Source organism: Micromonospora sp. NPDC005161 (assembly GCF_053599855.1).
Window position 1 is genome coordinate 15,125 of sequence record NZ_JBSFYQ010000006.1, and the last position, 23,894, is coordinate 39,018.

Sequence of the window (23,894 nt, forward strand, 5' to 3'; positions counted from 1 at the left end):
TGGCGACACCGCGGTGAGGGTGAGCGAACCCCGTGCCGCAAGGAGTCGGCCGGGCGCTGGACCACCTTGCAGGAGCACAGATGCGCAGACTCAAGGCACCACCCGCCCTCGCCGTCCTGGCGACGGCCGCCCTCCTCGGAACCACCGCCCAGGCCGCGACCGCGGCGACCCCGTCGCCGACGGGCACGACGACCGCCGCGGAGGCTTCAGTTCCGGCCACCGTGGCACCCGCTACGGACGCCCCCGCGCTCGTCGATGACCTGGCCGACCAGGTCGACGCCACGATCGCACCGGACAAGGCCGCCAAGGCCCACCTCGCGGGCCACAAGGACCGCTACCGGATCGCCGACCCGGCCGGCACGCTCACCACCGCGAACATCGACACGCAGGGCGCGCGGGAGACGGTCCGGCTGAACCAGAAGTACAAGGGCCTGCCCGTGTTCGGCGCCCAGTACGTGGTGCGGATGGAGAAGAAGGCCGGCAAGCGGGCGGTGACCGGCACGTCGGGCACCTACTTCACAGACCTCGACGTCGACACGACCAGCACCCCGATGCCCGCGCACGTCGCGGTCTCCCGAGCGGTCGAGGACGTGCGCAAGAGCCTGCACCCCGGTGCGGCCGTCGTGGCCGGCGCCCCGCGGCCCGGCACGACGCCCGACGCCGCCCACGCCGATCTCAGCGGCACCGACCAGGGTCTCGTGGTCATGCCGACCGGCACCGGCGTGCTCGCCCGGCGCGTGCTCGTCAAGGGCAAGGACGTCGTCACGGGCCAGCCCGTGCTCCGCGACGTGTACGTGGGTGCGACGAACGGCGTGACGCTGCTCAGCGTCAGCCGGATCAAGCCCTTCGCCACCGCGCAGCAGGCCGCCGCCCTGGCCGCCGGCGGGACCGCCGTCGCGCCGCGGGCCGTTACGAAGGCGCTCCCGTCGCGCAAGGGCACGACGCCGGTCGTCGGCGAGGGCAGGAGCCTGCACGACGCCACGGTGCCGGTCCCGCTCGTCCGGACCGACGACGCGAGCTCCTACCTCATGATCGATCAGACCCACACCCTCCCGGACGGCCGGACGGTGCCGATCACCACCTGGGACGCTCGGGGCCGGGACTACTACGAGCTGCTCGACGGCCAGTTGCCCGAGGGCGTGGGGCCGTTCGCGTCGCCGTCGAGCACACTCGGCGCGGACCTGACCGACGCCGGCGCCGTGGACGCGGCCTGGGACGCCGCGAAGGTGTTCGAGTGGTTCCAGACGAATCTCGGGCGCAACAGCCTGGACGATGACGGCATGCCGATCAACTCGATCGTGGGCATCACCTACGGCGGCTACCCGTTCGTCAACGCGTACTGGGACGGCACCCGCATGGTGTACGGCAGCGGCGACGACGAGTACCTGCCGCTGGCCGCCGACCCGGACGTCGTGGGCCACGAGATGACGCACGGTGTGGTGGAGAACTCCGCCAACCTCGTCTACGCCGGCCAGCCCGGCGCGCTCAATGAGGCGATCGCCGACTACTTCGGCAACGCCATCGACCTCGACGCGGCCGGCACGCCCATGTCCGACCCCGAGGCGAGCCTGATCGGCGGCGACCTCTGCCGCACCCTGGCGCCCACCAAGTGCGCCCTGCGCAACCTCGACGACGGCGCCACCACGGCGAACTTCCAGCACCTCATGGACACGCCGCAGATGGACGACGGCGGCGTGCACCTCAACTCGACGATCGTGTCCGGGGCGCTGTGGGACCTACGTCAGGCATTCGGTGGCGCGGTCGCCGACAAGATCGTCTACCGGGCGCTCACCGACTACCTCACGCCGATGTCCGACTTCGTCGACGCCCGCGAGGCGGTGCTCGCCTCCGCCAAGTCCTCCGGCCTGAGTCAGAAGGACCTCAAGGTGGTGCGGGCGGCGTTCGACTCGCGCGGGATCACCGCGAAGTGGAAGGCGAACCTCTACGGCAAGAAGACCGACCTCCTGGTCGACCGGCTCAACACCGGGATGTACGTCGACATGACGGCGAGCATGGCCGGCGGCTGGTTCACCGTGCCGCGCTCGGACGCGAACCACACCCAGCCGCCGTCGATCTGGATGGGCCGCATTGACGGCAAGGTCGCGCCGTACCGGATCTCCCCGGACGACGGGAACATGCACAGCTTCCCGCACACCGATGGCAAGCGGGTCGTGTGGCTGTCGATCGAGGCGGACCCCGACTCCCCGACGTGGGAGGTCGACCACATCCTGTCGGCGCCAGTCGGCGGCGGCCAGGTCGAGGAGCTCTACAGCTCCCCGTACCGGATCGACGGCCTGAGCTTCGACGGCACCGTCGTCACGTGGAGCCAGTACGACCCGGAGCAGGGCTACCGCGACGTCGTGCGCTACCTGCAGGGCAGCTCGCGGACCGTCCACACCCTCGCCCACCCCGACTGGCTCGGGAACGCGACGGCGCCGAGCGTCAAGAACGGGAAGATCTCCTACGTCCGGTACGAGGACTACCCGCAGCCCGACGCCAACGGCAACTGGTGGTCGCTGGGCGTCGAGGTGTACGACATCGCGACGGGGAAGACGACCTTCGCCGGCGGTGACCCTGGTGCCGAGACGATGAGTTACCCCCAGGTGTCCGCCACCGGCGTCGCCTGGGTGATCAACCGCGACTACGGCAGGTACGTCGACGGCGAGTGGAGCCAGGGGACGTTCAACGACTCCGTGCGGCTGTTCGACTTCGCCACCGGTACCAGCCACCTGCTCTTCGAGGAGAACTCCCCGCAGGCGATCCGCGCCGACGTCCTCACGCTGTCCGACACGACCCTCACGGTCACCGAGGAGGCCCCCGCGGACCTCTGGCTCTCGACCGGCGGCTACCCGGACAACTCGCTCAACCCGAAGCTCAAGCAGTACACGCTCAACGGAAAGTACGTCGGCCCGGCGTCGTGCAGCCCGGGCGCCCAGATGTTCGCGACGGCGGGCACGGGGCGCGAGGTGATCTTCATGGACTCGTCGGCCGGCGGTTTCGGCCTGGCGTACGCGAAGGGAGCCAAGTCCTGCAAGTGAGCCCCTACTAGGAGGCGCGCTCCACGACGAAGCGCCGGGACCCCTCAGGGCGGTCCCGGCGCGGCGTCGCGTTCAGGACATGGCCTGGTCAATTCCCCACCGGGCCTTTGAGCCACCCCCGCTCCGCCGCCAGCAGCGCGATCTGGAACCGGGTCCGGGCGCCGAGCAGGGAACCCGCCTCGCTGACATGTTTCTGCACCGTACGGCGGCTGACCTGGAGCACGCGGGCGATCGCCTCGTCCTTCATCCCGGTCGCCATCATGTGCAGGATCTCCCGTGTTCGCCCGTCCGGCCCCTCGGTCGCCGGACCGCCCTTCGGAGCCGGCCCGTCATGTCGGCTCGCCAGCGACACCGGCTCGGCGCGCTCCCACACGCTCTCGAACAGCGCCACCAGCGCCACCACCAGCGCGGGGGAGTGCACCACCAAGGAACCCGCCGCCGGGCGGTCCCCGCGCACCGGCAGCAGAGCCGCCGCCCGGTCGAACACCACCAACTTCACCGGCAGCCGTGCCGCCAGCCGCAGTTCCCCGCCCTGACCCGTCCCGCGCCGCGCCGTCGTGAGCGACACCGCGTCGGTGAAGCCCTCCGTCTCGTACACCGACCGCATCCGCACCCCGGGCGCCACGCCCGACTCCCCGACGGACGGCTGCGCGGCCGTCACATACGGCGGCTTGGCCAGATGCAGTACCTCGACCGAACTCCCCTTCAGCAGCTGACCGTAGCGCGCCGGCACCTCGTCCTCGCGCTCCAGCACCTCCACCAGGTGCGCAGTGCGCGGCCCGGACACCGCCTCGTACACCTCGTGAAGCCGCTCCACGATGCCGTCAACATGGGCCAGTTCGGCCCGCCGCCGGGCCAGCAGGGCGCTGAGCGATGACCGTGGGGGGCCGGCCGCCCATCGCGGTGTCGTGCCGTCGATCTGCAGCGCCAGTGCGGAGTCCGCCAGGTGCCGCAGTGCTCGTTCCGCCTCCGCCGAGGACACCCCGACAGCGGCCGCCACCTCGGTGGCGTCCGCCGACGGCACGGCTACCAGGTGCTCCAACACCCGTCCGGCCAGTGGATCCAGACCGGTTACCGCCCACGGGCTGCCTGCGGTTCCGTCCATACGTTGTGACACTCCTGTGGTCTGACTCGTTCCGCTGCGGCGGAAACCACCGGTGTGGTGGTCAGGCCGCCAGGGCGGCCTCGTTGTCGGCGGGACTGCGGTGGCCCAGGCTGCCGTGCAGCCGGTGCAAGTTCTACCAGCCGTAACAGCCAGGGCTGAGCTCAGTTCACGGGCGGCGCCCAGGTGGGGCGTCTGATCAGGCAGAACGGGTGGCCGGCCGGATCGGCGTACACGTGCTCGCCGGGCAACCGCCGCGCACCCAGCGCGAGCACTGCCTCGCCTGCCGCGGCCTGATCGTCAACCATCACGTCGAGGTGCATCTGCTGCGGCACCGCCGGCTCCGGCCACGTCGGCTGCGTCAGGTCGGCGGCGCGCTGAAACGCCAGCCCGGACGCCGACGTGCTGGCCGACACGACGGCGAAGTCCTCGTCCGCGTAGGTGATCGGGTCGCCGAGGACCGCGCTCCAGAAACGCGCCTCGACCGTCGGATCCAGGCAGTCGACGATCAGATGGTGGAGCCGACCGATCGGCACAGCGGTCACCTCCTTCGTGGTCGGGCCCCGGCCCGCACGGTCAGTATGGCCGCCTGCGCGAGGGAAGCGTCATGTCCGTACCGTGTCCCTTCCTCGTCGGCCACTCTCGCCTGATCAGCCCGTAGACCCACGAGTCCGAGACCTCGCCGTTCACGACGCAGTCTTCGCGCAACGTCCCTTCACGCACGAACCCGAGCTTCTCCAGCACGCGGGCAGATGCCACGTTGCGTGTATCGGTCTCCGCCTGCACGCGGTTCAGGTCTAGCGTCTGAAGGTGGTCCAGCCGTCCCGCGTCTCCTTCGAGAGGAGTGTCGTGTAGATCCTCTCCCTTGGACGGCCGCGGCTTCGCTGCCCGCCGGCCGTGTACGCCCAATCCACTCGCGCCGGACGGGCATCGTCAAGGTGTCGAGGCCACTCCACCCTCGTCGTGGTCGTGGTCACCGAGGGCCGGTGCGCCCCAGCCGTCGGGAACGGACAGGCCGGCGAGCCGTCGGGCCAGGATGGCGGCGCCGATCTGCGCGGCCTGCGGACCGAAGGCGGAGCGCAGCACCGGGGGCGGGGTCCGCCAGGCGAGGGCCGCACGCAGGGCGTCGCGTACCGGGTCGAAGAACAGCGCGCCCGCGTCCGCCAGCCCGCCGCCGAGAACGATGCGGGCCGGGTCGAGGGTCAGGGTGAGGGTGGCCAGGGCGATCCCCAGCGCCTGGGTCGCGTCGTTCCAGACGGCGGCGGCGACCGGGTCGGTGCCCACCGCGTCGGCGATGGCTCGGCTGTCGGCGTCCGGGGTTCCGCCGAGTCGGGCGTAGCGGCGGGCCAGCCCGCCGGCGGAGGCGTAGACCTCCAGGCATCCCCGCTGCCCGCAACTGCACGGCTCGCCGCCGGGGTGGACCGGCATGTGGCCGACCTCGCCGGCCGAGCCGGTCGCGCCCGGCACCGGCTCGCCGTGCACCACCACCGCCGCGGCGATGCCGGTGCCCAGCGGCAGCAGCAGGAAGTTGTCCAGCCCACGGGCCGCCCCGGCCGCCGCCTCGGCGACGCCGGCCGCCCGCGCGTCGTGCCCGACCGCCACCGGGAGTCTGAGGTCGTCCCCGACGAGGGCGCGCAGCGGCACGTTCCGGAACCGGAGGTTGGCGGCGTACCGCACCACCCCGTTCCTCTCGTCGACGAGGCCCGGCGTGACCACGCCGATCGCGGCGGGTGTGGTGCCGAGATCGAGCGCGTCGTCGCGCAGTTGCAGGCACAGGGACCGGACGGCCTTGACCGGGTCGTCGTCCGCTTGCGACGGCACGGTCAGCAGGTGCCGGAGCCGGCCGTCCTCGCCGACCACGGCCCCCTTGATGGTCGTTCCGCCGACGTCGACGGCGAGGACGCACTGGCCTTCGGGCTGGGTCACGCGATCACCCGGTCACCACGGCGAGGTCCGCGGTGAAGTCGCGGTCCAGGGGAAACACCGGTCGCACCACGTTCTGGTACGGCAGTCGTGCGAGGTCCTGGTCTACGCCGCCCGGCGTCAGGGCGAGGAGCCAGTCTCCGGCCGCGTCGAACAGTTCGGGTTCGAGATAACCGATCTTCACCACGACGAGGTCCATCTCGTCGACCTTGATGCCCAGCCGTGCGTAGGAGTCCAGGAGGCGGTACTGCATCCGGCGGGAGGTGACGAGGACGCTGAGCCCGCCGACGCGTACGCTGACGCACCGCCCGCCGTCGGGATCGTCGGCGACCGCCTCCAGGGTGCCGTCGAGCGAGAGCGGCCCTGGGTCCCGGGAGTCGATCCGCCCGCCGACGGTCACCCGGACCGGGGAGCCGAGCGGCTGGTCGGCGATCTGTGCCACGGCCTGCGGGTCGACCAGCGAGGCGAACACGGCACGACGGGAGTCGTCGCGGATCTCGGGACGGGCCAGCATCCGTTCGGGGGCGAAGGTGACGTCGTCGGCGCCGCCGGCGCCCGGGTTGTCGCCGGAGTCGCTGATGAAGAACGGTCGCCGGGCCGGATCGGCGACCGCGGCCAGGGCGGTGTCGAGGCACTCGTCCATCGAGCCGGTGGGGGCGACGAAGGCGAACTCGTCGCGGGCCGCCCAGAAGTGCCCGCCGAGTTCGCGGGCCGCCTCGGTGGTGGCGGCGGCGTTGGTGCCGGTGACGACGACCGCGCCGCGGCAGCGCGGCTGGTCGGCCCAGGCGAACCCGATCCAGATCGCCGCGTCGACGACGCCGTCCCGGGCCTCGACCTCACCGATCCGCGCGTAGAGCCCCCGGGCCGGCTCCTCGCGGGTGCTGGTCATCTCGCCCGGCAGCAGGATCGGCACGTGGACCAGCGCCTTGTGCGGGCGCTGCTGCCGGCGCAGCGCCTCGACCAGGTTCCGGGCGGCGCGCTCACGGGTCTCCCACACGTCGACGTGCGGGGCGGTGCGGTAGCAGGTGAGCAGGTCGCAGGCGTCGAAGAGCACCCGCGAGACGTTGCCGTGCAGGTCCATCGCGGCGGAGACGAACGGCTCCGGCCCGATCACCGACCGGATGGCGGTGACGAGTTCGCCCTCCGCGTCGTCGCTTCCGACGACGGTCATCGCGCCGTGGATGTCCAGTAGCATGCCGTCCAGGGGGCCGGCGGCGGCCAGCTTCTCCACCAGCTCGGTGGCCCAGACCTCGTACGTCGCCGGGTCCACCGCTCCGCCGGGCAGGGCCCGGGCGTGCACGAGCGGGATCCACTCGACGTCGGCGGCCCAGGGCTGGGCGGGGGAGAGCCAGTCGTATCGCGCCAGCAGCGCGTCGCCCCGGGTGACCTCGAAGTCGTCGGCGGTGCTCAGGTGCGGCGAGAAGGTGCTGGACTCGATGTGGATGCCGCCGATGGCGACGCGGAGGGGACGGGACACGGGTGTTGCTCCTCAGGAGGGTCGTACGTCGGTCGTCGTGCGCAGCAGGTGCCCGAGGCCGACCAGGGCCGCATCCGGGCCCGCGACGCTGGCTTGGATGGTCAGGGACTGGGTCACGGACGGAAGGCAGCGCTCGTAGAGCATCCCCCGGGTCGCGGCCACGTAGACGTCGAGGCTGGACAGTGCGCCGCCGATGACGACGGCGTCGGGGTTGAGGAAGTTGACCAGGCCGGAGAGGGCGACGCCGAGCAGCCGGCCGGCGTGGCGCACCATGGTCACCACGGTCGGGTCGGCGTCGCTGACGGCTGCCATGATCTCCCGGATCGTGGTCGCCGACGAGCCCTGCTCGGCCAACTGGCGGGCCAGGGCGGCGCCGCTGGCCACGGTCTCCAGGCAGCCCCGGCTGCCGCAGGAGCACTCCCGCTCGCCGCTGTCCGCCACGCGGACGTGGGTGACGTCGCCGCTAAGGCCGCGCCCGCCGCGATAGATCTGACCGCCGCTGACCAGGCAGGCGCCGATACCGGTGCCGGCCTTGACGTAGATCATGTCGCCGAACTCGTCTCGCCGGGTGACGTACTCGCCGATCGCCGCCGCCTTCGCGTCGTTGTCGACGACCACCGGCACCGGGAAGCGCTCGGCGAGGCGCGCCCTCGCGTCGACACCGCTCCAGCCGGGCATCCGGGCCGGGCCGATCAGCCGCCCGCCGGGGAATTCGACCGGACCCGGCAGGGCCACGCCGACCCCGAGCAACTCCTGGCCGGGCGCGGTCGCGGCCTGGAGTCGGTCGACCGTCGCCCCGACGACCTCGAACACCTCCGCCGGCCCGGCGGCGATGTCGATCGCCACCTCCTCAGTGGTACGCAGCCCTCCGTCGGGCGCGCACAACCCCACCCGGGCGTGCCGGCCGCCCAGCTCCGCGACGGCGAGGATCCCCTTGGTCTCCCGCAGGCGCAGGATCCGGGGGCGTCGTCCCCCGGTGGACCGGCCCACCCCCTCCTCGAGGATGACGCCCTCCTCCAGCAGCCGGCGTACCACGCTCGTGACCGTCGAGGGGGCGACCTGCAACGCCTCGATGAGGTCGGCGCGCGAGGTGACCGTACCGCTGGCCAGCAGGCTCAGGGTCTGGTCTCGCAGCGTGGCGGAGATCGATGGTTCCAAGGGGTGCCTCTCCTTGTTCGGGCGTTCCGCCGGCACCGCCTCAGTGTCGCAGTGCCCGGGAGGGTGCGCTCCGGAGCCCACGCGAAGAGTATCGGTCCATGCTTCGCCGACTTCGACCGTACCCTAGCCGAAGTAGGCGAATAAATGGGGTAAGTTTCGTTGACTCACGACTTCGACCCGGATACATTCTCCGCGTCGAACGTCGAGGAGCAGCACCAGGCGGCCGAACGCGTGGCATCGCCGGTAGCGCCCGGAGACGCGGGGCAGTGCACATCAATCGAGGAGATTCATGAGGAGCAGATTTCCCCGGCGAGCCCTCCGCGGCGCGATGGCGGTAGCCAGCGCGGTCGCCCTCGGGGCGGGTCTGGTCGCCTGCGGCGCTGGCAGCGGTTCATCGAAGGAGGGCGGGAGTCGGGGCAAGGACACCGTGACCGTCGCCTTCCGTACCCCCAACTGGATCCTGCCGATCTCGGCACCCGGCTTCACCCAGGGCGAGAACGCGATCTTCGGCCAGGCGCTGTACCGGTCCCTCTACCAGTACAAGCTGGACGGCTCGGCGCAGTACAACATCGACCCGCAGCGCTCGATGGCCGAGGCGCCGGTGGTGAGTGACGGCGGCAGGACGCTGACCATCACGCTGAAGGACAACACCTGGTCCGACGGCAAGCCCGTCACCACCAGGGACATCCAGTTCTGGTACGACCTGGTCAGCGCGAACAAGGACAAGTGGGCGTCCTACCGGGCCGGCGGCCTCCCGGACAACATCGCGCAGTGGTCGGTCAAGGACGACAAGACCTTCTCGATCACCACCACCAAGGTCTTCAACACCGCGTGGTTCGTCGACAACCAGCTCAACAAGATCACCCCGATGCCGCAGCACGCCTGGGACAAGGACTCCGCCACCGCGGCGGTGAGCGACCTGGCCAGCACGCCGGCGGGCGCGAAGAAGGTCTTCGACTTCCTCACCGCGGCCGCCAAGGACCCCAAGACCTACGACTCCAACGAGCTGTGGAAGGTCACCAGCGGCCCCTGGAAGCTGACGAAGTACGTGCCGAGCGGCGAGGTCACCCTCGCGGCCCAGCCGAACTACTCCGGTGTGGACAAGCCGAAGCTCGCCAAGGTCGTCCTTCGTCCGTTCACCGGCGACGACGCCGAGTTCAACGTGCTGCGCGCCGGTGACATCGACTACGGATACGTGCCCGCGGCCAACCTCTCCCAGGAGGGCTACCTCAAGTCCAAGGGCTACACGGTCTCTCCGTGGTACGGCTGGTCCGTCACCTACCTCCAGCTGAACTTCAACAACCCGAAGACCGGGGTGCTGTTCAAGCAGCCGTACCTGCGGCAGTCGCTGCAGATGCTCATCGACCAGCCGACGATCAGCAAGGTGGTCTGGTCCGGCACGGCCGCGCCGACCTGCGGCCCGGTGCCGGCCAAGCCGGGCACCAACGGCACCGACGCCGCCGGCTGCGCGTACTCCTTCGATCCGGCCAAGGCGAAGGAACTGCTGGAGAGCCACGGCTGGAAGGTGACCCCGGACGGGCAGACCACCTGCCAGACGCCGGGCACCGGGCCAAACCAGTGCGGCGACGGCATCGCCGCCGGCACGGCGCTGAACCTCACCGTGACCAGCCAGACCGGTTTCGCGGCCACGACCAAGATGTTCGCCGAGATCAAGTCGCAGATGTCAAAGCTGGGCATCCAGCTGACCATCAAGGAGGTGCCCGACTCGGTCGCGGTCACCCCGGCCTGCAAGCCGGCGGACGCCACCTGCTCGTGGGACATGTCCTTCTTCGGCTCGCAGGGCAGCTGGTACTACCCGGCCTTCGCCAGCGGCGAACGGCTCTTCGCCACCGGCGCCCCGGTGAACCTGGGCAGCTACAGCAACCCGGAGGCCGACAAGCTCATCGAAGCCACGCAGTTCTCCGGCGACGAGAGCACGCTCAAGGCGTACAACGACTTCCTCGCCAAGGACCTGCCGGTGCTCTGGATGCCGAACCCGGTGTTCCAGGTCTCGGCCTACCGGTCCGGTCTGCAGGGGGTCGAGCCGCAGGACCCGATGAACTTCATGTACTTCCAGGACTGGTCCTGGAAGTGACCGACCACTGATCGACCCGGCCCCGGCGGCGCCCACCGCGCCGCCGGGCCCCGACCAGGGAGGAGGCACGGCCCAGGTGGTCCGGTACCTCATCACGCGCTTGGGTCAGGCCCTCGTCGTCGTCGTGCTCGTCACGGTGATCGCGTTCCTCATCCTGCACCTGCTGCCCGGCGGCGCGGCACGCGCCACCCTCGGCAAGGAGGCGACGCTGGAGCAGTTGGCGGCGTTCAACCACGACATGGGCTACGACCGGCCCTGGATCCAGCAATACGGCATGTACGTGCACCGTCTGCTGCGGGGCGATCTGGGCTACTCGTACCAGCTCAACCAGTCGGTCGTCGAGGCGATCACCCAGCGGCTGCCGAAGACCATGGTGCTGTCGCTGTTGTCGACCGTGCTCGCCATCGTCCTGGCGATCCCGCTCGGGGTGATCCAGGCCGTACGCCGCAACCGCTGGCCCGACTACGCCATCACCTCGCTGTCGCTGCTGGCGTACGCCACGCCCATCTTCTTCATGGGCCTCATGATGATCATCCTTTTCTCGCAGATCTGGCCGATCCTGCCGCCCGAGGCCCCGCAGGGGTTCACCGTGGCGGAGGTGCTCGCCGATCCGGCCGGGCTGGTCCTGCCCACGATCACCCTCGCCATCGTCACCATCGCGGTCTACTCGCGGTACGTCCGCTCCGCCATGGTCGACAACCTCAACGAGAACTACGTCCGCACGGCCCGCAGCAAGGGCCTCTCCGAGCGGCGGGTGGTGCTGCGGCACACGCTGCGCAACGGGCTGTTCCCGGTCATCGCGCTGCTCGGGATGTACCTGCCCGCGCTGTTCAGCGGGGCGCTGGTCGTCGAGTCGCTGTTCAACTTCCCCGGCATGGGACAGCTGTTCTGGCAGGCGGCGCTCAAGCGTGACTTCCCGATCCTGCTCGGGGTCACCGTCATCATCTCGATCGCGACGGTGGTCGGCGCGCTCGTCGCCGACCTGCTCTACGCCGCCGTCGATCCCCGGGTCCGACTCCAGCGGAGCGCGTCATGACCACACCCTCCGAGGCGGTCGGCCCAGGTGCCGCCCCCGACCAGCCGGCCGACGCCGAGGCGCCGGTGCGCGGCCTCTGGCGGCAGGGTCTGGCCGTCTTCTGCGAGAACCGGCTCGCCCTGGTGGGCCTGGGCCTGTTCGTCCTGCTGGCCGGGATCTGCTTCCTCGGTCCGGTCTTCTACCACACCGACCAGGTGCACACGGATCTCACCGCCGTCCACCTGGGCCCCGGTGAGCAGGGGCATCCGCTCGGCACCGACGGGGTCGGCTACGACCAGTTGGGGCGGCTCATGCTCGGCGGGCAGACCTCGATCATCGTCGGGCTCGCCGCCGGGATCCTCGCCACCGCCGTGGGCACGATCTGGGGCGCCGTCGCCGGGTTCGCGGGCGGCTGGGTGGACTCGGCGATGATGCGGGTCGTCGACGCGATGATGTCGATCCCGTCGCTGTTCCTCTTCATGCTGCTCGCCGCCATCGTCACACCGAGCGTGTCCATGCTCATCGTCATCATCGGCGCCTTCGCCTGGCTGGGACCGGCCCGGCTGGTCCGGGGTGATGCACTGACCCTGCGCTCCCGCGAGTACGTCCAGGCCATGCGGGGGATGGGCGGCACCGGCGGCCGGGCCGTGCGGCGGCACATCGTGCCGAACGCCATCGGGACCGTGATCGTCAACGCGACCTTCCAGGTCGCCGACGCGATCCTCTACGTCGCGTACCTGTCCTTCCTCGGCCTCGGCGTCCCCCCGCCGGCGGCGAACTGGGGCGGGATGCTCTCCGACGGCCTGGCGGACACCTACAGCGGCCACTGGTGGCTGCTGTACCCGCCCGGCATCGCCATCATCCTCATCGTCCTCGCCTTCAACTTCATCGGCGACGGTCTGAGGGACGCCTTCGAGGTCCGCCTCCGGCGACGCTGAGCAGGAGCAGAAAATGAGCGAATCGACCGTCCGACACGTCCCGGCGGCCGGCGGGCCGGCAGTGGTCCAGCCCCTGCTGGAACTGCGCGATCTCGACACCGACATCGCGCTGCGCCGCGGTACGGTGCACGCCCTGGACGGGGTCAGTCTCCAGGTCATGCCGGGGGAGACCCTCGGCGTCGTGGGGGAGTCGGGCAGCGGCAAGACCATGACCGCGCTGTCGATCATGGGCTTGCTGCCGCCCGGCGGCCAGGTGTCCGGGGGACAGATCCTCTTCGAGGGCCGGGATCTGCGATCGCTGTCCGCCGACGAGGTACGCCGGATCCGTGGGGTCCGGATGGGCATGGTCTTCCAGGACCCGCTCACCTCGCTCAACCCGACCATGCGGATCGGCGTCCAGGTCGGCGAACCGCTGCGGGTGCACGAGCGGGTCGGCCGGGCGGAGGCCCGGGAGCGGACCATCGAGATCCTGCGCCGGGTCGGGATGCCGCGCCCGGAGCGGATTGTCGACAACTACCCGCACGAGCTGTCCGGCGGGATGCGGCAACGGGTCGCCATCGCGATGGCACTGATCTGCTCCCCCCGCCTGCTCATCGCCGACGAGCCGACCACGGCGCTCGACGTCACCACCCAACGGCAGATCCTCGAACTCATCGACGACCTGCGGGAAGAGTTCGGGATGGCCGTCATCCTGGTGACCCACGACCTCGGGGTGATCGCCGGCCGCGCCGACCGGGTCGCCGTCATGTACGCCGGACGGGTCGTCGAGACCGCCGCGACCGGAGAGCTGTTCCGCTCGCCTCGGCACCGATACACGGAGGCGCTGATGGAGGCGCTTCCCGAGTCGGCGATCCGGGAGTCCGGTGAACACGCCCGGCTCTACAGCATCCAGGGCCTGCCGCCGGACCTGTCCCGGCCCCTGACCGGCTGCCGCTTCGCGCCACGCTGCCGGCACGTCACCAACGAGTGCCGGACCAGCGAGGTGACCCTGTCGGCCGGCGCGCACCAGCACACCTGTCTGCACCCCGTGCCGGCGGGGCCCGCCGCGCCGGTGAGCCTGCCCGCCCCGGCACGGGTCGAGCCGGTGCCGGAGCCGGCGGACGCGGCGGCCGCGTCCGGTGAGCTGGCGGCCGAGCCCATCCTGTCGGTGCGGGACCTGGTCAAGAACTACGCGGCGCACGGCCGTGGGCTGCTGCGCCGGACCGCCGGACAGGTGAGCGCCGTAGCGGGTGTGTCGTTCGACGTCGGCCCGGGCGAGACGTTCGGGCTGGTCGGCGAGTCCGGCTGCGGCAAGTCCACCGTGGGCCGGCTCGCCGTCGGGCTGGAGCAGGCGACCGCCGGGCAGATCATGCTGGACGGCACAGACATCGCCGGCCTGGCCGGACGGGAGCGCCGCCGGATGCACCGGCAGGTCCAACTGATGTTCCAGGACAGCTACGCCGCGATGAACCCGCGGATGCGCGTCGACGCCATCCTCGCCGAACCCCTCGAGATCCAGAAGGTGGGCGGCCCGGCGGCGCGGCGGGCGCGGATCGCGACGCTGCTCGACCAGGTCGGGCTGTCGCGGCGCGTCCTGGAGCGCTATCCGCACGAGTTCTCCGGCGGTCAGCTGCAGCGCATCGGGCTGGCCCGCTCGCTGGCCCTGCAACCCCGGCTGATCGTCGGCGACGAGCCGGTGAGCGCGCTGGACGTGTCCATCCAGGCGCAGGTCCTCAACCTCATGCGGGACCTGCAGCGCGAGCTCGGCCTGGCGTACGTCTTCATCAGCCACGACCTGTCCGTCGTCGACTACATGGCCGACCGGATCGGCGTCATGTACCTCGGCAAGCTCGTCGAGGTCGGGCCCGCGCGGGACGTGGTCCGAGCCGCCCGGCATCCGTACACGCAGGCGCTCATCGACGCCGTCCCCTCCGTCACGCCGAACGCCGAGACCGCGCGCGAAGGGGTGACCATCCGGGGCGAGCTGCCCAGCGCGCTCAACCCGCCCACCGGGTGCCGGTTCCGGACCCGTTGCCCCCTGGCCCAGGACGTCTGCGAGACCGAGCCGCCGCTGGCCGGCGACACGCACCAGGTGGCGTGCCACTTCCCGCTGCGTCCGGAGTCGACCGCGGCGTCCGCTCGGGCCGGGGCGGCCACATGACCACGGTCGAGATCTGCGTGAGCGACGTGCCGACGGCGCTGGTGGCCGAGGCGGCCGGAGCCGACCGCCTGGAGCTGTGCGCCGACCTCGGCCAGGGCGGCACCACCCCGAGCCTGGGGACGGTCCGGGTCGCGCTGCGGACTTTGCGCCGGGTGGGCGTACGGGTCATGGTCCGTCCCCGTGGCGGTGACTTCCGGGTGAACGAGATCGAGGAGCAGGTCATGCTCGCCGACATCGAGGCCATCCGCGGCCTGCCCAATCCGCACGGTCTCGCGGTCGGGGTGGTGGTCGGCGCCCTCACCGCCGCGGGCGGCCTCGACCTGGCCGTGCTGCGGCGCCTGATCGAGGCTGCGGGACCGCTGCCGGTGACGGTGCACAAGGCCTTCGACGAGGTCGGCGACCAGCTGAGGGCGATCGAGGAACTCATCGACCTCGGGGCCGACGCGGTGCTCACCTCGGGCGGGGCGCCGAGCGCGCTGGCCGGTGCCCCACGGATCGCCGCGCTGCGGCATCGGGCCGGCGACCGGTTGCGGGTCATCGCCGGCGGCGGCATCCGGTCGCACAACGTCCGGCAGGTGCTCGCGGAGACCGGCGCGCGGGAGGTGCACCTGCGGGCACCGGTGCGGCGCGACGGGCGCGAGGCCACGGACGGCGACGAGGTACGCCGGGTCCTCGACGCCACACGGGCTGCCGTGCCCTCCTGAGCGCAAAGCGGCGTCAGCGTCGACGCGGCGCTCGCCGCCCACGAGACACCCGCCTACCAGGAGGCGCTGCGGGCGCTCGGCGACGGCGCCGACCCCGACCTGCGCATCATCGAAGCGACGCCCTGACGCCGGCCGACGGGCACACCCGGGCGGCCGGGACGGACGGCACGGGGAACGGCGACGGACCCGAACCGCCCGCACCACTAGGCGCGCCAGCACCGCGAGCGCGCGGGCTGACGACGGCACCGGACCGGTCGCGCCGGCGGGTCAACCCCCGGCGCGACCGGCCGTCCGGTCAGGACAGTCGCAGCCGAGGCTCGAGGATCACCTCGAAGAGCCGGTCCCACGGCAGCTCGACACGCGCCGACTCGAAGCGAGCCAGGGTCGCCGTGAACGTCTTTGCGCCTCGCTGGCCCAGCACGATGCGGTGCCCGGCGAAGTGGTCGGCGAAGTACCGCTCGGTCAGCGGCACCAGCCGTTCGCTCACCCAGCCGTCGAAGTAGGTCTTCTGCTCGGGGGTGAGCGCGAGTGGGTCCCAGCCCTGCGCCCGTGCGTGCGCGTACGCCTCGACCTGCACGATGTTCTTCCACGGGTCGTCCTTGACGAGCCGGTAGAGCAGGTACTCGGCGTGCGCCTGGCCGGGCCCGCGCAGGTCGGGCACGCCGAATCCGCTGCCGGAGGAGCGAAGGTACGCCCACCGGGCGGTGCCGTGGCCGAGCGCCAGGCCGAGTGCGTTGCCGCCGGTGTTCCACCCCGAGTACGACAGCAGCGCCGCGAGATCCAGGCCGCTCTCCATCCGCGCGACCAGTTCGTGGTCCGCCTTGTTCACGATGAGCGGGTCCACCACGATGACCGGGGTGCCGGCCGCCAGCAGCTTGCCGATCCGCGCGACGAAGGCGTCCAGGTCAGCGGCCCGCTGCCCGGGTGCCGACGAGGGGGTGTTCACGGCGAGCACGATGTCCGTGTCGCCGCTGACGACCCGTCCCCCCACGGCGGCCACGTGCCGGCGGATGTTCTCCGCGAACGGGATGCCCTCCAGTTGAGCGGTCCAGTCCTCGCCGGAGACGCCGGCGTACTCCACGCGGTAGGTGGGCGCCGTGCCGGCCGCGATCACCCGCGCGATCAGCAACGCGTCGACCTCGTCGGCGCCGGGGAAGATCTCCACCCGGTCGTCGACGCCGAGTTGAGCGACAAGCGCCTCCAGTTCCACCCGCTCGGCTCGGGCCAGACCGACCGGCGCGGTGTCGTCCTCGGAGAGCACGAGGTGGCTGATGGTGCCGTCGGCGACCCACTCGACCATCAGCCGGTTGACCTGGTGGTTGCGGGCCCGAGCGGCGAGATAGTCCTCGACGACCTGGTCGGGGATCCGCGCCCGGACGGCGTCGAGCTGGGCCCGCAGCTCCTCCTGCCCGAGGTTCACCACCTGGTCGTAGAGCTTCGCCCAGCTGACCAGCAGGTCGCGGTACTGGTCCAGCTCGGTGCCCGTGCTGGTGATGGCGAGGCGCTGGATGGTGTCGTGCACCTCGATCACCGCCCCCGGCCGGGTCGAGCGCAGGTTTCGGATCGCGGCCAGGTTCTCCAGGGCGGCCGCCAGGGTTGGGGCGGCGGTGCGGGAGGCGATCAGGCCGCCGTAGGCGAGCATGCTGACCGAGATCACGTACCCGTCGACGCCGTTGGTGGTGCCGAGCCAGCGGGCGATGGCGGCCCCGTCGCCGGGGGTGAAGAAGCGGCCCAGCAGTTCCCGTGGCGGCAGCTGCACCTGAGCGCCGGCGCTCGCCGCGGTCATCTGCGGGGCGTAGGTGTTGACCGGCCGGTCGTCCAGCGGGACCAGTGCCACGGTCAGCCGCCGGTTGGCGGGCCCGGCGAATGCGGGTCGGCCGATGGCCACGGTGGTCAGCCCGGCCACGCCGGTGGCCAGCAGGGTACGTCTTCTCATGCTCACTCCTTCTTCCTCGGGGCGCTCGCCGCGCGGGGGACGGCCGGCACGAGCCGGCGGGTGATCCACAGCGGTGAGGTGACGGCGTTGCCCATCACCACCGCGTGCGCACCCGCCTCGAAGGCCCGGCGGATCTGTTCCGTGGTGCGGTACCGCCCTTCGGCGATCACCGGCACGGACAGCAGTGCGACGAGTCGCTCCACGAGCCCGAGGTCGGGCCCGTCAGTCGGTGGGCTGGCCGGGGTGTAGCCGGACAGCGTGGTGGCGACGGCGTCCGCGCCGGCCTCGACGGCGGCGACGCCCTCAGCCGTGGTGGAGACGTCGGCCAGGACCAGTGCGTCGGTCCGTTCGCGGATCACCCGGACCGTGTCGGCGAAGGGGCGTCCGTCCGGTCGGGGGCGGTCGGTGGCGTCGATCGCGACGATGTCCGCCCCGGCCAGCGCCACCTCGAGCGCGTGGGCCGCGGTCGGGGTGATGAAGACGTCCTCGGTGCCGTGCTTGTACAACCCGATCACCGGAACGTCGACGGCGGCGCGTACCGCTCTGACGTCGTCCGGTCCGTTGACCCGGACCGCCACCGCGCCGCCGCGTACCACCGCGGCCGCCACCCGGGCCTGGACGTACGGGTCCCGCATCGGGTCGTCAGGATCGTCGGGCAGCGGTTGGCAGGACACCACCAGCCCGCCGGCCAGGTCGTCAAGCACGCTCACCCGCTGGTCCTCTCACTGATCCGAGTGCCGGCGTGTGTCAGCACCGCTCACTCCTGTGTGTCGATGGCCAGTCGGGCCGCGCCGACCACGACCGCGTCAGCGCCCAACGTGGCGGACAGCAGCGGAACGTCGGCCCAGCCCGCGGGCAACTCGGCCGAGTAGGCGGCCGACGCGGTGGGCAGCAGGGGACCGGCCGCTCCGCCGGCCACCAGGACAGCTTCCGGATCGAGCAGGGCCACCAACCCCGCCAGGGCCGCGCCGAGGACGGTTCCGGCCCGCTCCACGACCCGCTGGGCGACCCCGTCTCCGGCTGCGGCGCGGTCCGCCACGGCCCGCCCGGTGACGTGGGTGCCGGTCTCGATGGCGTACGCGGCGGCCAGCCCGCTGCCGGAGGCGATCGCCTCCAGATGCCCGTACCGGCCGCACCCGCACCGCAGTAGTTCGGCGCCCGGGGCCGGCAGATGTCCGACCTCGCCGGCGGCGCCGCGCGCACCGGCCTCGACGCGGCCGTTGCGGACGACCGCCCCGCCCAGCCCGGTGCCGACGGCCACCAGCAGCACATGAGCGCGGTCCCGTCCGGCGCCGGCCCAGCACTCGCCCAGCGCGGCGGCGTTCACGTCGTTGGTGACCCGCACGGGTCGACCCAGCCGGGCGGCCAGCGCGTCGGCGACCGGGGTGCCGGCCCAGCCGGGCAGGCTGTCAGTGGCGTACCGGATGCCGCCGGTTGCGGGGTCGACCGTGCCGGCGGTGCCCACCCCTACCGGCCCGGCGGCCGCGCCGAGCAGGTCGGTGGCCAGCCGGGCGGCGGAGTCCAGCACGGCCCCGGGCCCGGACCGGGCGGGCGTGGGCACCTCGCGGCGCTCCAGCACCTGTCCGGCCCGGTCGACCAGCGCGGCCGCCGTCTTGGTGCCGCCGATGTCGATGCCGACGATTGGTGTCGTCATCCCTTGAGGCCGGTGTGCGCGAGGCCCTCGACGAACTGCTTCTGCGCGATGACGAAGACCACCAGGACGGGCAGCGCCGTCATCGACGCCGCGGCCATCTGGACGTCCCACATGGGCCCGCCGTACGCGTCGACGAACTGGGTGAGCGCCTGGGGCAGGGTGAACTTCTCCGGAGAGGAGAGGAACACGATCGGTTCCAGGTAGAGGTTCCAGCTGTGCAGGAAGGTGAAGATGGCCACCGCGCCCAGTGCCGGCCGCGACAGCGGCAGGGCGATCCGCCAGAAGGTGGCGAAGCGGCCCAGCCCGTCGACCCGGGCCGCCTCCTCCAGCTCTCCGGGGAGGCTGATGAAGAACTGCCGCATGATGAACGTCGCCAGGACGCTCGGCGCGCCGAAGATCGGCACCAGGATCAGCGGCCAGTGGGTGTTGACCAGGCCGAGTTTGAAGAACATCTGGAACAGCGGAACGATGGTCACCTCGCTCGGAATGAGCAGGCCCGCGAGGACGACCAGGAACAACACGTTCTGGCCCCGGAACCGGATGCGCGCGAAGGCGTACCCGGCCAGCGCCGCAACGGCCATGGTGCCGACCGTGACGACCAGCGCGATGTAGAGGCTGTTCAGGTACTGCTGCCCGAACGGCTGCAACTCGAACACCCGCTGGTAGGCGTCGAACCGCGGGTTGGTCGGCAGGAGCTGCGGCGGGAAGGCGAAGATGTCCGCCACCGGCTTCAGCGACGACGTGACCATCCACCAGGTCGGGAAGACGAACGGGATCGCCAGGACCAGCAGCACCCCGTAGAGCACCAGCTTGGTCCGCCGGGACAGGTCACGATTCATGGAAGACCCACCTCTTGCGCATCTGCCACTGCAGCACAGTGAGGGCGAGCACGATGGCGAACAGCACGATCGACAGCGTGGCGCCGTAGCCGAAGTGATGGAACTGGAAGGCCTGCTGGTACAGGTAGTAGACGAGCACCGTCGTCGATGTGCCGGGTCCGCCCTGGGTGAGCACCGCGATCTGCGCGAAGACCTGCAGCGACCCGACCACGGTGATGATCGAGGTCAGCAGGATCGTCGGGCTGATCAGCGGTACGGTGATCCGCCAGAACTGGCGCATCCGGCTCGCCCCGTCGACTTCCGCAGCCTCGTACAGCTCGGCCGGCACGCCCTGCAGGGCGGCCAGGAACAGCACCATGTTCAGGCCGACGTTCTTGAACACCTGCACGACGATCACGGACACCATCGCGGTGCCCTCGCCGCGCAGCCAGTTCGGCCCGTCCACGCCGACGGTGTCGAGCAGCCCGTTGATCCCGCCGTTGTCCTGAAGCAGGAAGCCCCAGACGATGGTCCAGGCCACCAGCGAGACCACCACCGGGGAGAAGAACAGCGTGCGGAACACGATCGTGCCCCGCAGCCTCTGGTTCAGCAGGACGGCCAGCAGCAGTGCCAGGCTGAGATTGAGCATCACCAGGCCGACCGAGAAGAGCCCGGTGGCGCGCAGCACCGCGCCGAGGTTGGGATCATCGGCGAGAGCCGTGTAGTTGTCGGTGCCGACGAAGTCGAAGGTCCCGGCGAGCACGTTCCACTCGTGCAGGCTGTACCAGAGCACGAGAATCAGCGGCAGGATCACGAAGACGGCGCTGCCGAGCAGTTGCGGGGCGATGAACAGGTAACCGGTGAGCTGGTCCCGGCGGCGGCTGGTCCAGAACGGCCGGGCCGGGCCCGGGGCGGGCCCGGCAACAGCCGAGCCCACCCTGGTGTCCGTCTGGGTCATGATCGTTGGCCTTACTTCGCCAGCAGCGGCTGGATCTTGGCGCAGACGCCGTCGAGTACGGCCTTGACGTCCGCGTTCGGCTGCCACAGCGGGTCGAGGCCGGCGCGGACCTGCTGGCTCAGCTCGGCCTGCCCGGAGTGGCTGGGCTTGACCACGCCGTTGGTGATGCCGTCGATGACGACCTTCTGCAGCTGCTCCGGCTTGAGCTTCGGGTTCGTCTTGGCGAGCGTCTCGGCGGTCAGCTGCGACTGTCGGGGCGCCGGGAAGAACTGGGCGAGCTTGGCCGAGTTCGTGGGGTTGGTGAAGAAGGCCAGGAAGTCGGCCGCCTGCTTGGCGTGCGGGCTCTTCTTCATCACCCCGAGGCCGGCCTGGCCGACCACCGCGTAGTTCCCCTTCGGCCCGGCCGGCAGCGGCACCAGGTCCCACCCGAAGCCGCCGTCCTTCAGCAGCGAAGCGCGGGAGATCTGGGTGATCGTCATGGCCGAGTCACCGGCGAAGAAGTCGGCGGTCGTGCCCGGGCCGGGCAGCGCCTTCTGGGTGAAGGTGGCCTTGTGCAGGGAGGTCATCGCGTCGACCATCTCCGGGCTGTTGAAGCCGCAGGCCTTGCCGTCCTCGCTCCATGCCTGGGCTCCCCACCCGGTCCAGAAGGTGGACAGGTTGTCCCAGCCCTTGTAGTCGAAGTCCCGAATTACCAGGCCGGCCTTGCCGGAATTCGCCGCCGTCGCCGCGGCGGTGGCCAGAGCGTTGTCCCAGGTCCACTGACCGGCCGCGATCAGCTCGGCCGGGGTCTTCTGCTTGGCCTTCGTGAGCAGGTCGGTGTTGACGAAGACCCCGAACGGCGAGGTGGAGAAGGGGTACGCGTACAGCTTCCCGTCGTCCTGCCAGAGCTTGAGGGTGGCGGGGGAGATGTCCTCGTACTGGTAACCCTCGGCCTTCTTGAGCGTGTCGTCGAGGGGCAGCAACGCGCCCGAGGAGACGAAGTCGGGGGCGGAGTTCTCGAACACCCACGCGAGGTCGGGCGCGTTCCCGCCCGCGATCTGGGTGGTCAGGGTCGTGGTGTAGGTGTCGAACGGCAGCGGGTCGAACTTGATCTCGGCCACGTCCGGGTGGCTTTTGCGGTACTCGTCGGCGATCTCGTTGAACAGCTTGAGGTGCGCCTCGTTGGCCGACCAGACGGTCATCCGCAGCTTCGCCGGACCGCTGTCGTCGGCCTCGCCACCGCCGCCGCAGGCGGTCAGGGCGAGCGCACCGGTCAATGCGACGGCGACGCCGCGCAGGGCCTTTCCTGCTCTCACAATCTTCTCCTCACCGGGGGTGTTTTCAGTAGCCCGCGATCTGCGGCCAGCGCTGTTCCACGCCGGCCGCGGTCAGGCGGTCCTGGAAGTCGGCCAGCAGACGGGGGGTGTTGCGGACCGCACGCGGGGACTCGCCCCGCGCCAGACAGAAGTCGGCGAGCAGGCCGGCGACCTCGCCGACGTTCCACTCGACCGGATGCAGCCGGTAGCTGCCGTTGGTGACGTGGGTGGTGCCGATGTTCTTGCCGGCCGGCAGCAGGTTCTCCATCCGGCTCGGGATCAGCGCGCCGAGCGGGATCTCGAACGGGCAGGAGCCGACGTCGATGTAGTTGTCACCACCGGTCGACGGGTGCAGGTCGATCCGGTACATGCCCACGCCCACCGCGTCCGGGTAGCTGACCGCGCCGTGGTCGCCCCGGACCGCCAGGGACAGGTCCTGCTCGACCACGGTGTACTCGGCCTGGATCCGGCGGGACTCGCGGATGTACGGGGCCTGGGCCAGGCCGTCCGAGCTGCCGGTCACGTCGCCGCGCAGCCGCAGGCCCGGGAAGCCGGTGCCGCCGTCCGGCCGGGGCGCCTCCGTCTGCAGCCAGTAGAGCACCGAGTACGACAGCTCGCGGGCCTTGGTCAGGTGCCACGACGCGTTCGGCACGTCGATGACCGGACCCTCGAAGTAGTCGATCATTGGCCAGTTGACCAGGGTGATGTCGCTGCCGTACGCGCCGTCGGTGAAGTTGCGCCGTGCGGCGATCCGCCGAAACGTCCACAGGTTGCCATCGCCCGGGTTGACGCGTTGATCGGCGTTGACGCTCAGCGGGTCGTCGTCCGGGTTGGGGGTGAAGCTGCGCTCGACGATCTCCAACGTCCGCGGGTGCGGTGACTTCCAGGACAGCAGGCGGTCACCCCAGAAGTCGGGCTTGTAGTCGCGCCAGAAGTCGTACCCCGCGGGACGGTCGATGGTGTGGTCACCGTCGACGTGGTCGAGGGCGAAGCAGACGGACACCGCCTGCATGTTCATCGGCTGGGCCTCGGCCGGGGCGCTCGGCTCACCGGTGTCCGCCTGCGACTCGAACCCGGTGACGTACTCGGTGCCCGTCAACGGCAGCAACTCGCCGGTCTCGGTGGCGTCCAGGACGTACGGCGCGACCACGTCGATCCGCTCGTCCCGGTCGCGGTGCGCCAGCGTCACGCCGGTCACCCGGTCCCCGTCGGTCTCCGCGGCGACCGGCCGGTACGGCTGCAGCACCCGAAGCCGGCCCGAACCGAGGTACGGGGCGAGCATCTGTTCGAGGACGGCGACGGCCACCCGCGGCTCGTGGCAGAGCCGGCTCACCCAACCCGCACCGGGGTTGAGGTCGGTCCAGGCCCGGGTCCGTTCGGTCAACGGGTAGTGGCGACGGTAGTAGTCGCGGATGCCGTTGCGCAGCGCCCGGTAGCTGGCGGTGGCGCCGAACTGCTCGATCCAGGAGTGTTCGTCCGGCGGGACGGCCTGGCTGGTGAGTTGCCCGCCGAGCCAGTCGAACTCCTCGGTCAGGATGACGGACCGGCCGGCCCGGGCCGCGGCGAGCGCCGCGGCGACGCCGCCCAGTCCGCCCCCGACGACGAGGACGTCCGTACGCATGAGTACCACGTGTTTCCTTCCA

Annotated in this window: 19 protein-coding genes; 6 read left to right on the forward strand and 13 right to left on the reverse strand. The window is 71.2% G+C overall.

The genetic code is table 11. The features are described 5' to 3' along the window. Positions 1-80 precede the first annotated feature (80 nt). Positions 81-3,038: a M4 family metallopeptidase gene (locus ACWD5O_RS07965; protein WP_450084906.1), complete on the forward strand. Its 2,958-nt coding sequence runs from the start codon at positions 81-83 to the stop codon at positions 3,036-3,038. Positions 3,039-3,126: 88 nt separating this feature from the next. Here ACWD5O_RS07965 and ACWD5O_RS07970 read toward each other — a convergent pair whose 3' ends face one another. The 6 genes from ACWD5O_RS07970 to ACWD5O_RS07995 all read right to left on the reverse strand — a co-directional run bounded on the left by ACWD5O_RS07970 (position 3,127) and on the right by ACWD5O_RS07995 (position 8,698). Then, entirely contained in the window at positions 3,127-4,143 is a 1,017-nt protein-coding gene (locus ACWD5O_RS07970; protein ID WP_450084907.1) for a helix-turn-helix transcriptional regulator, read from the reverse strand. A 161-nt stretch (positions 4,144-4,304) separates the two neighbouring features. Next, positions 4,305-4,685 (reverse strand): VOC family protein, encoded by a 381-nt coding sequence (locus ACWD5O_RS07975; protein ID WP_354966854.1) that lies wholly within the window; start codon positions 4,683-4,685, stop codon positions 4,305-4,307. 31 nt (positions 4,686-4,716) lie between these two features. After that, entirely contained in the window at positions 4,717-5,049 is a 333-nt protein-coding gene (locus ACWD5O_RS07980; protein ID WP_450084908.1) for a GNAT family N-acetyltransferase, read from the reverse strand. A 24-nt stretch (positions 5,050-5,073) separates the two neighbouring features. Then, a complete protein-coding gene (locus ACWD5O_RS07985) occupies positions 5,074-6,066 on the reverse strand; it encodes an ROK family protein (RefSeq protein ID WP_450084909.1) in 993 nt (330 codons plus the stop codon). Between the two features lie 4 nt (positions 6,067-6,070). Next, positions 6,071-7,540 carry a M81 family metallopeptidase gene (locus tag ACWD5O_RS07990; RefSeq protein WP_450084910.1) on the reverse strand — a complete coding sequence of 490 codons (1,470 nt, stop codon included), beginning with the start codon at positions 7,538-7,540 and terminating at the stop codon, positions 6,071-6,073. A gap of 12 nt (positions 7,541-7,552) precedes the next feature. Beyond that, complete coding sequence (locus ACWD5O_RS07995) at positions 7,553-8,698, reverse strand: ROK family transcriptional regulator (protein ID WP_450084911.1); 1,146 nt, start codon at positions 8,696-8,698, stop codon at positions 7,553-7,555. Between the two features lie 289 nt (positions 8,699-8,987). Here ACWD5O_RS07995 and ACWD5O_RS08000 point away from each other — a divergent pair, with 289 nt between their 5' ends. The 5 genes from ACWD5O_RS08000 to ACWD5O_RS08020 all read left to right on the forward strand — a co-directional run bounded on the left by ACWD5O_RS08000 (position 8,988) and on the right by ACWD5O_RS08020 (position 15,590). Further along, a complete protein-coding gene (locus tag ACWD5O_RS08000) occupies positions 8,988-10,793 on the forward strand; it encodes a peptide ABC transporter substrate-binding protein (RefSeq protein WP_450084912.1) in 1,806 nt (601 codons plus the stop codon). A 76-nt stretch (positions 10,794-10,869) separates the two neighbouring features. Then, positions 10,870-11,829 (forward strand): ABC transporter permease, encoded by a 960-nt coding sequence (locus ACWD5O_RS08005; RefSeq protein WP_450084913.1) that lies wholly within the window; start codon positions 10,870-10,872, stop codon positions 11,827-11,829. After that, entirely contained in the window at positions 11,826-12,746 is a 921-nt protein-coding gene (locus ACWD5O_RS08010; protein ID WP_450084914.1) for an ABC transporter permease, read from the forward strand. The genes ACWD5O_RS08005 and ACWD5O_RS08010 overlap by 4 nt, the downstream gene beginning before the upstream one ends. 13 nt (positions 12,747-12,759) lie before the next feature. Continuing rightward, on the forward strand, positions 12,760-14,886 hold the full coding sequence (locus tag ACWD5O_RS08015) for an ABC transporter ATP-binding protein (RefSeq protein ID WP_450084915.1): 2,127 nt from the start codon (positions 12,760-12,762) through the stop codon (positions 14,884-14,886). Next, a complete protein-coding gene (locus ACWD5O_RS08020) occupies positions 14,883-15,590 on the forward strand; it encodes a copper homeostasis protein CutC (RefSeq protein ID WP_450084916.1) in 708 nt (235 codons plus the stop codon). Before ACWD5O_RS08015 ends, ACWD5O_RS08020 begins: the two co-directional genes overlap by 4 nt. A gap of 295 nt (positions 15,591-15,885) precedes the next feature. Here ACWD5O_RS08020 and ACWD5O_RS08025 read toward each other — a convergent pair whose 3' ends face one another. Genes ACWD5O_RS08025 through ACWD5O_RS08055 form a run of 7 tightly spaced genes read right to left on the reverse strand, consistent with a single transcriptional unit; the run spans position 15,886 to position 23,872 of the window. After that, positions 15,886-17,526, reverse strand: coding sequence for a DUF4127 family protein (locus ACWD5O_RS08025; protein ID WP_450084917.1), 1,641 nt, complete (start codon positions 17,524-17,526; stop codon positions 15,886-15,888). A gap of 2 nt (positions 17,527-17,528) precedes the next feature. Continuing rightward, positions 17,529-18,236 carry an N-acetylmannosamine-6-phosphate 2-epimerase gene (locus ACWD5O_RS08030; RefSeq protein WP_354966851.1) on the reverse strand — a complete coding sequence of 236 codons (708 nt, stop codon included), beginning with the start codon at positions 18,234-18,236 and terminating at the stop codon, positions 17,529-17,531. 47 nt (positions 18,237-18,283) lie between these two features. Beyond that, complete coding sequence (locus ACWD5O_RS08035; protein WP_450084918.1) at positions 18,284-19,180, reverse strand: ROK family protein; 897 nt, start codon at positions 19,178-19,180, stop codon at positions 18,284-18,286. After that, complete coding sequence (locus ACWD5O_RS08040; protein WP_354966849.1) at positions 19,177-20,019, reverse strand: carbohydrate ABC transporter permease; 843 nt, start codon at positions 20,017-20,019, stop codon at positions 19,177-19,179. The genes ACWD5O_RS08035 and ACWD5O_RS08040 overlap by 4 nt, the downstream gene beginning before the upstream one ends. Continuing rightward, positions 20,009-20,956 carry a carbohydrate ABC transporter permease gene (locus tag ACWD5O_RS08045; RefSeq protein ID WP_354966848.1) on the reverse strand — a complete coding sequence of 316 codons (948 nt, stop codon included), beginning with the start codon at positions 20,954-20,956 and terminating at the stop codon, positions 20,009-20,011. Before ACWD5O_RS08045 ends, ACWD5O_RS08040 begins: the two co-directional genes overlap by 11 nt. Before the next feature lie 11 nt (positions 20,957-20,967). Beyond that, entirely contained in the window at positions 20,968-22,251 is a 1,284-nt protein-coding gene (locus tag ACWD5O_RS08050) for an ABC transporter substrate-binding protein (RefSeq protein ID WP_354966847.1), read from the reverse strand. 25 nt (positions 22,252-22,276) lie between these two features. Beyond that, positions 22,277-23,872, reverse strand: coding sequence for an FAD-dependent oxidoreductase (locus ACWD5O_RS08055; RefSeq protein WP_450084919.1), 1,596 nt, complete (start codon positions 23,870-23,872; stop codon positions 22,277-22,279). Positions 23,873-23,894: the final 22 nt, after the last annotated feature.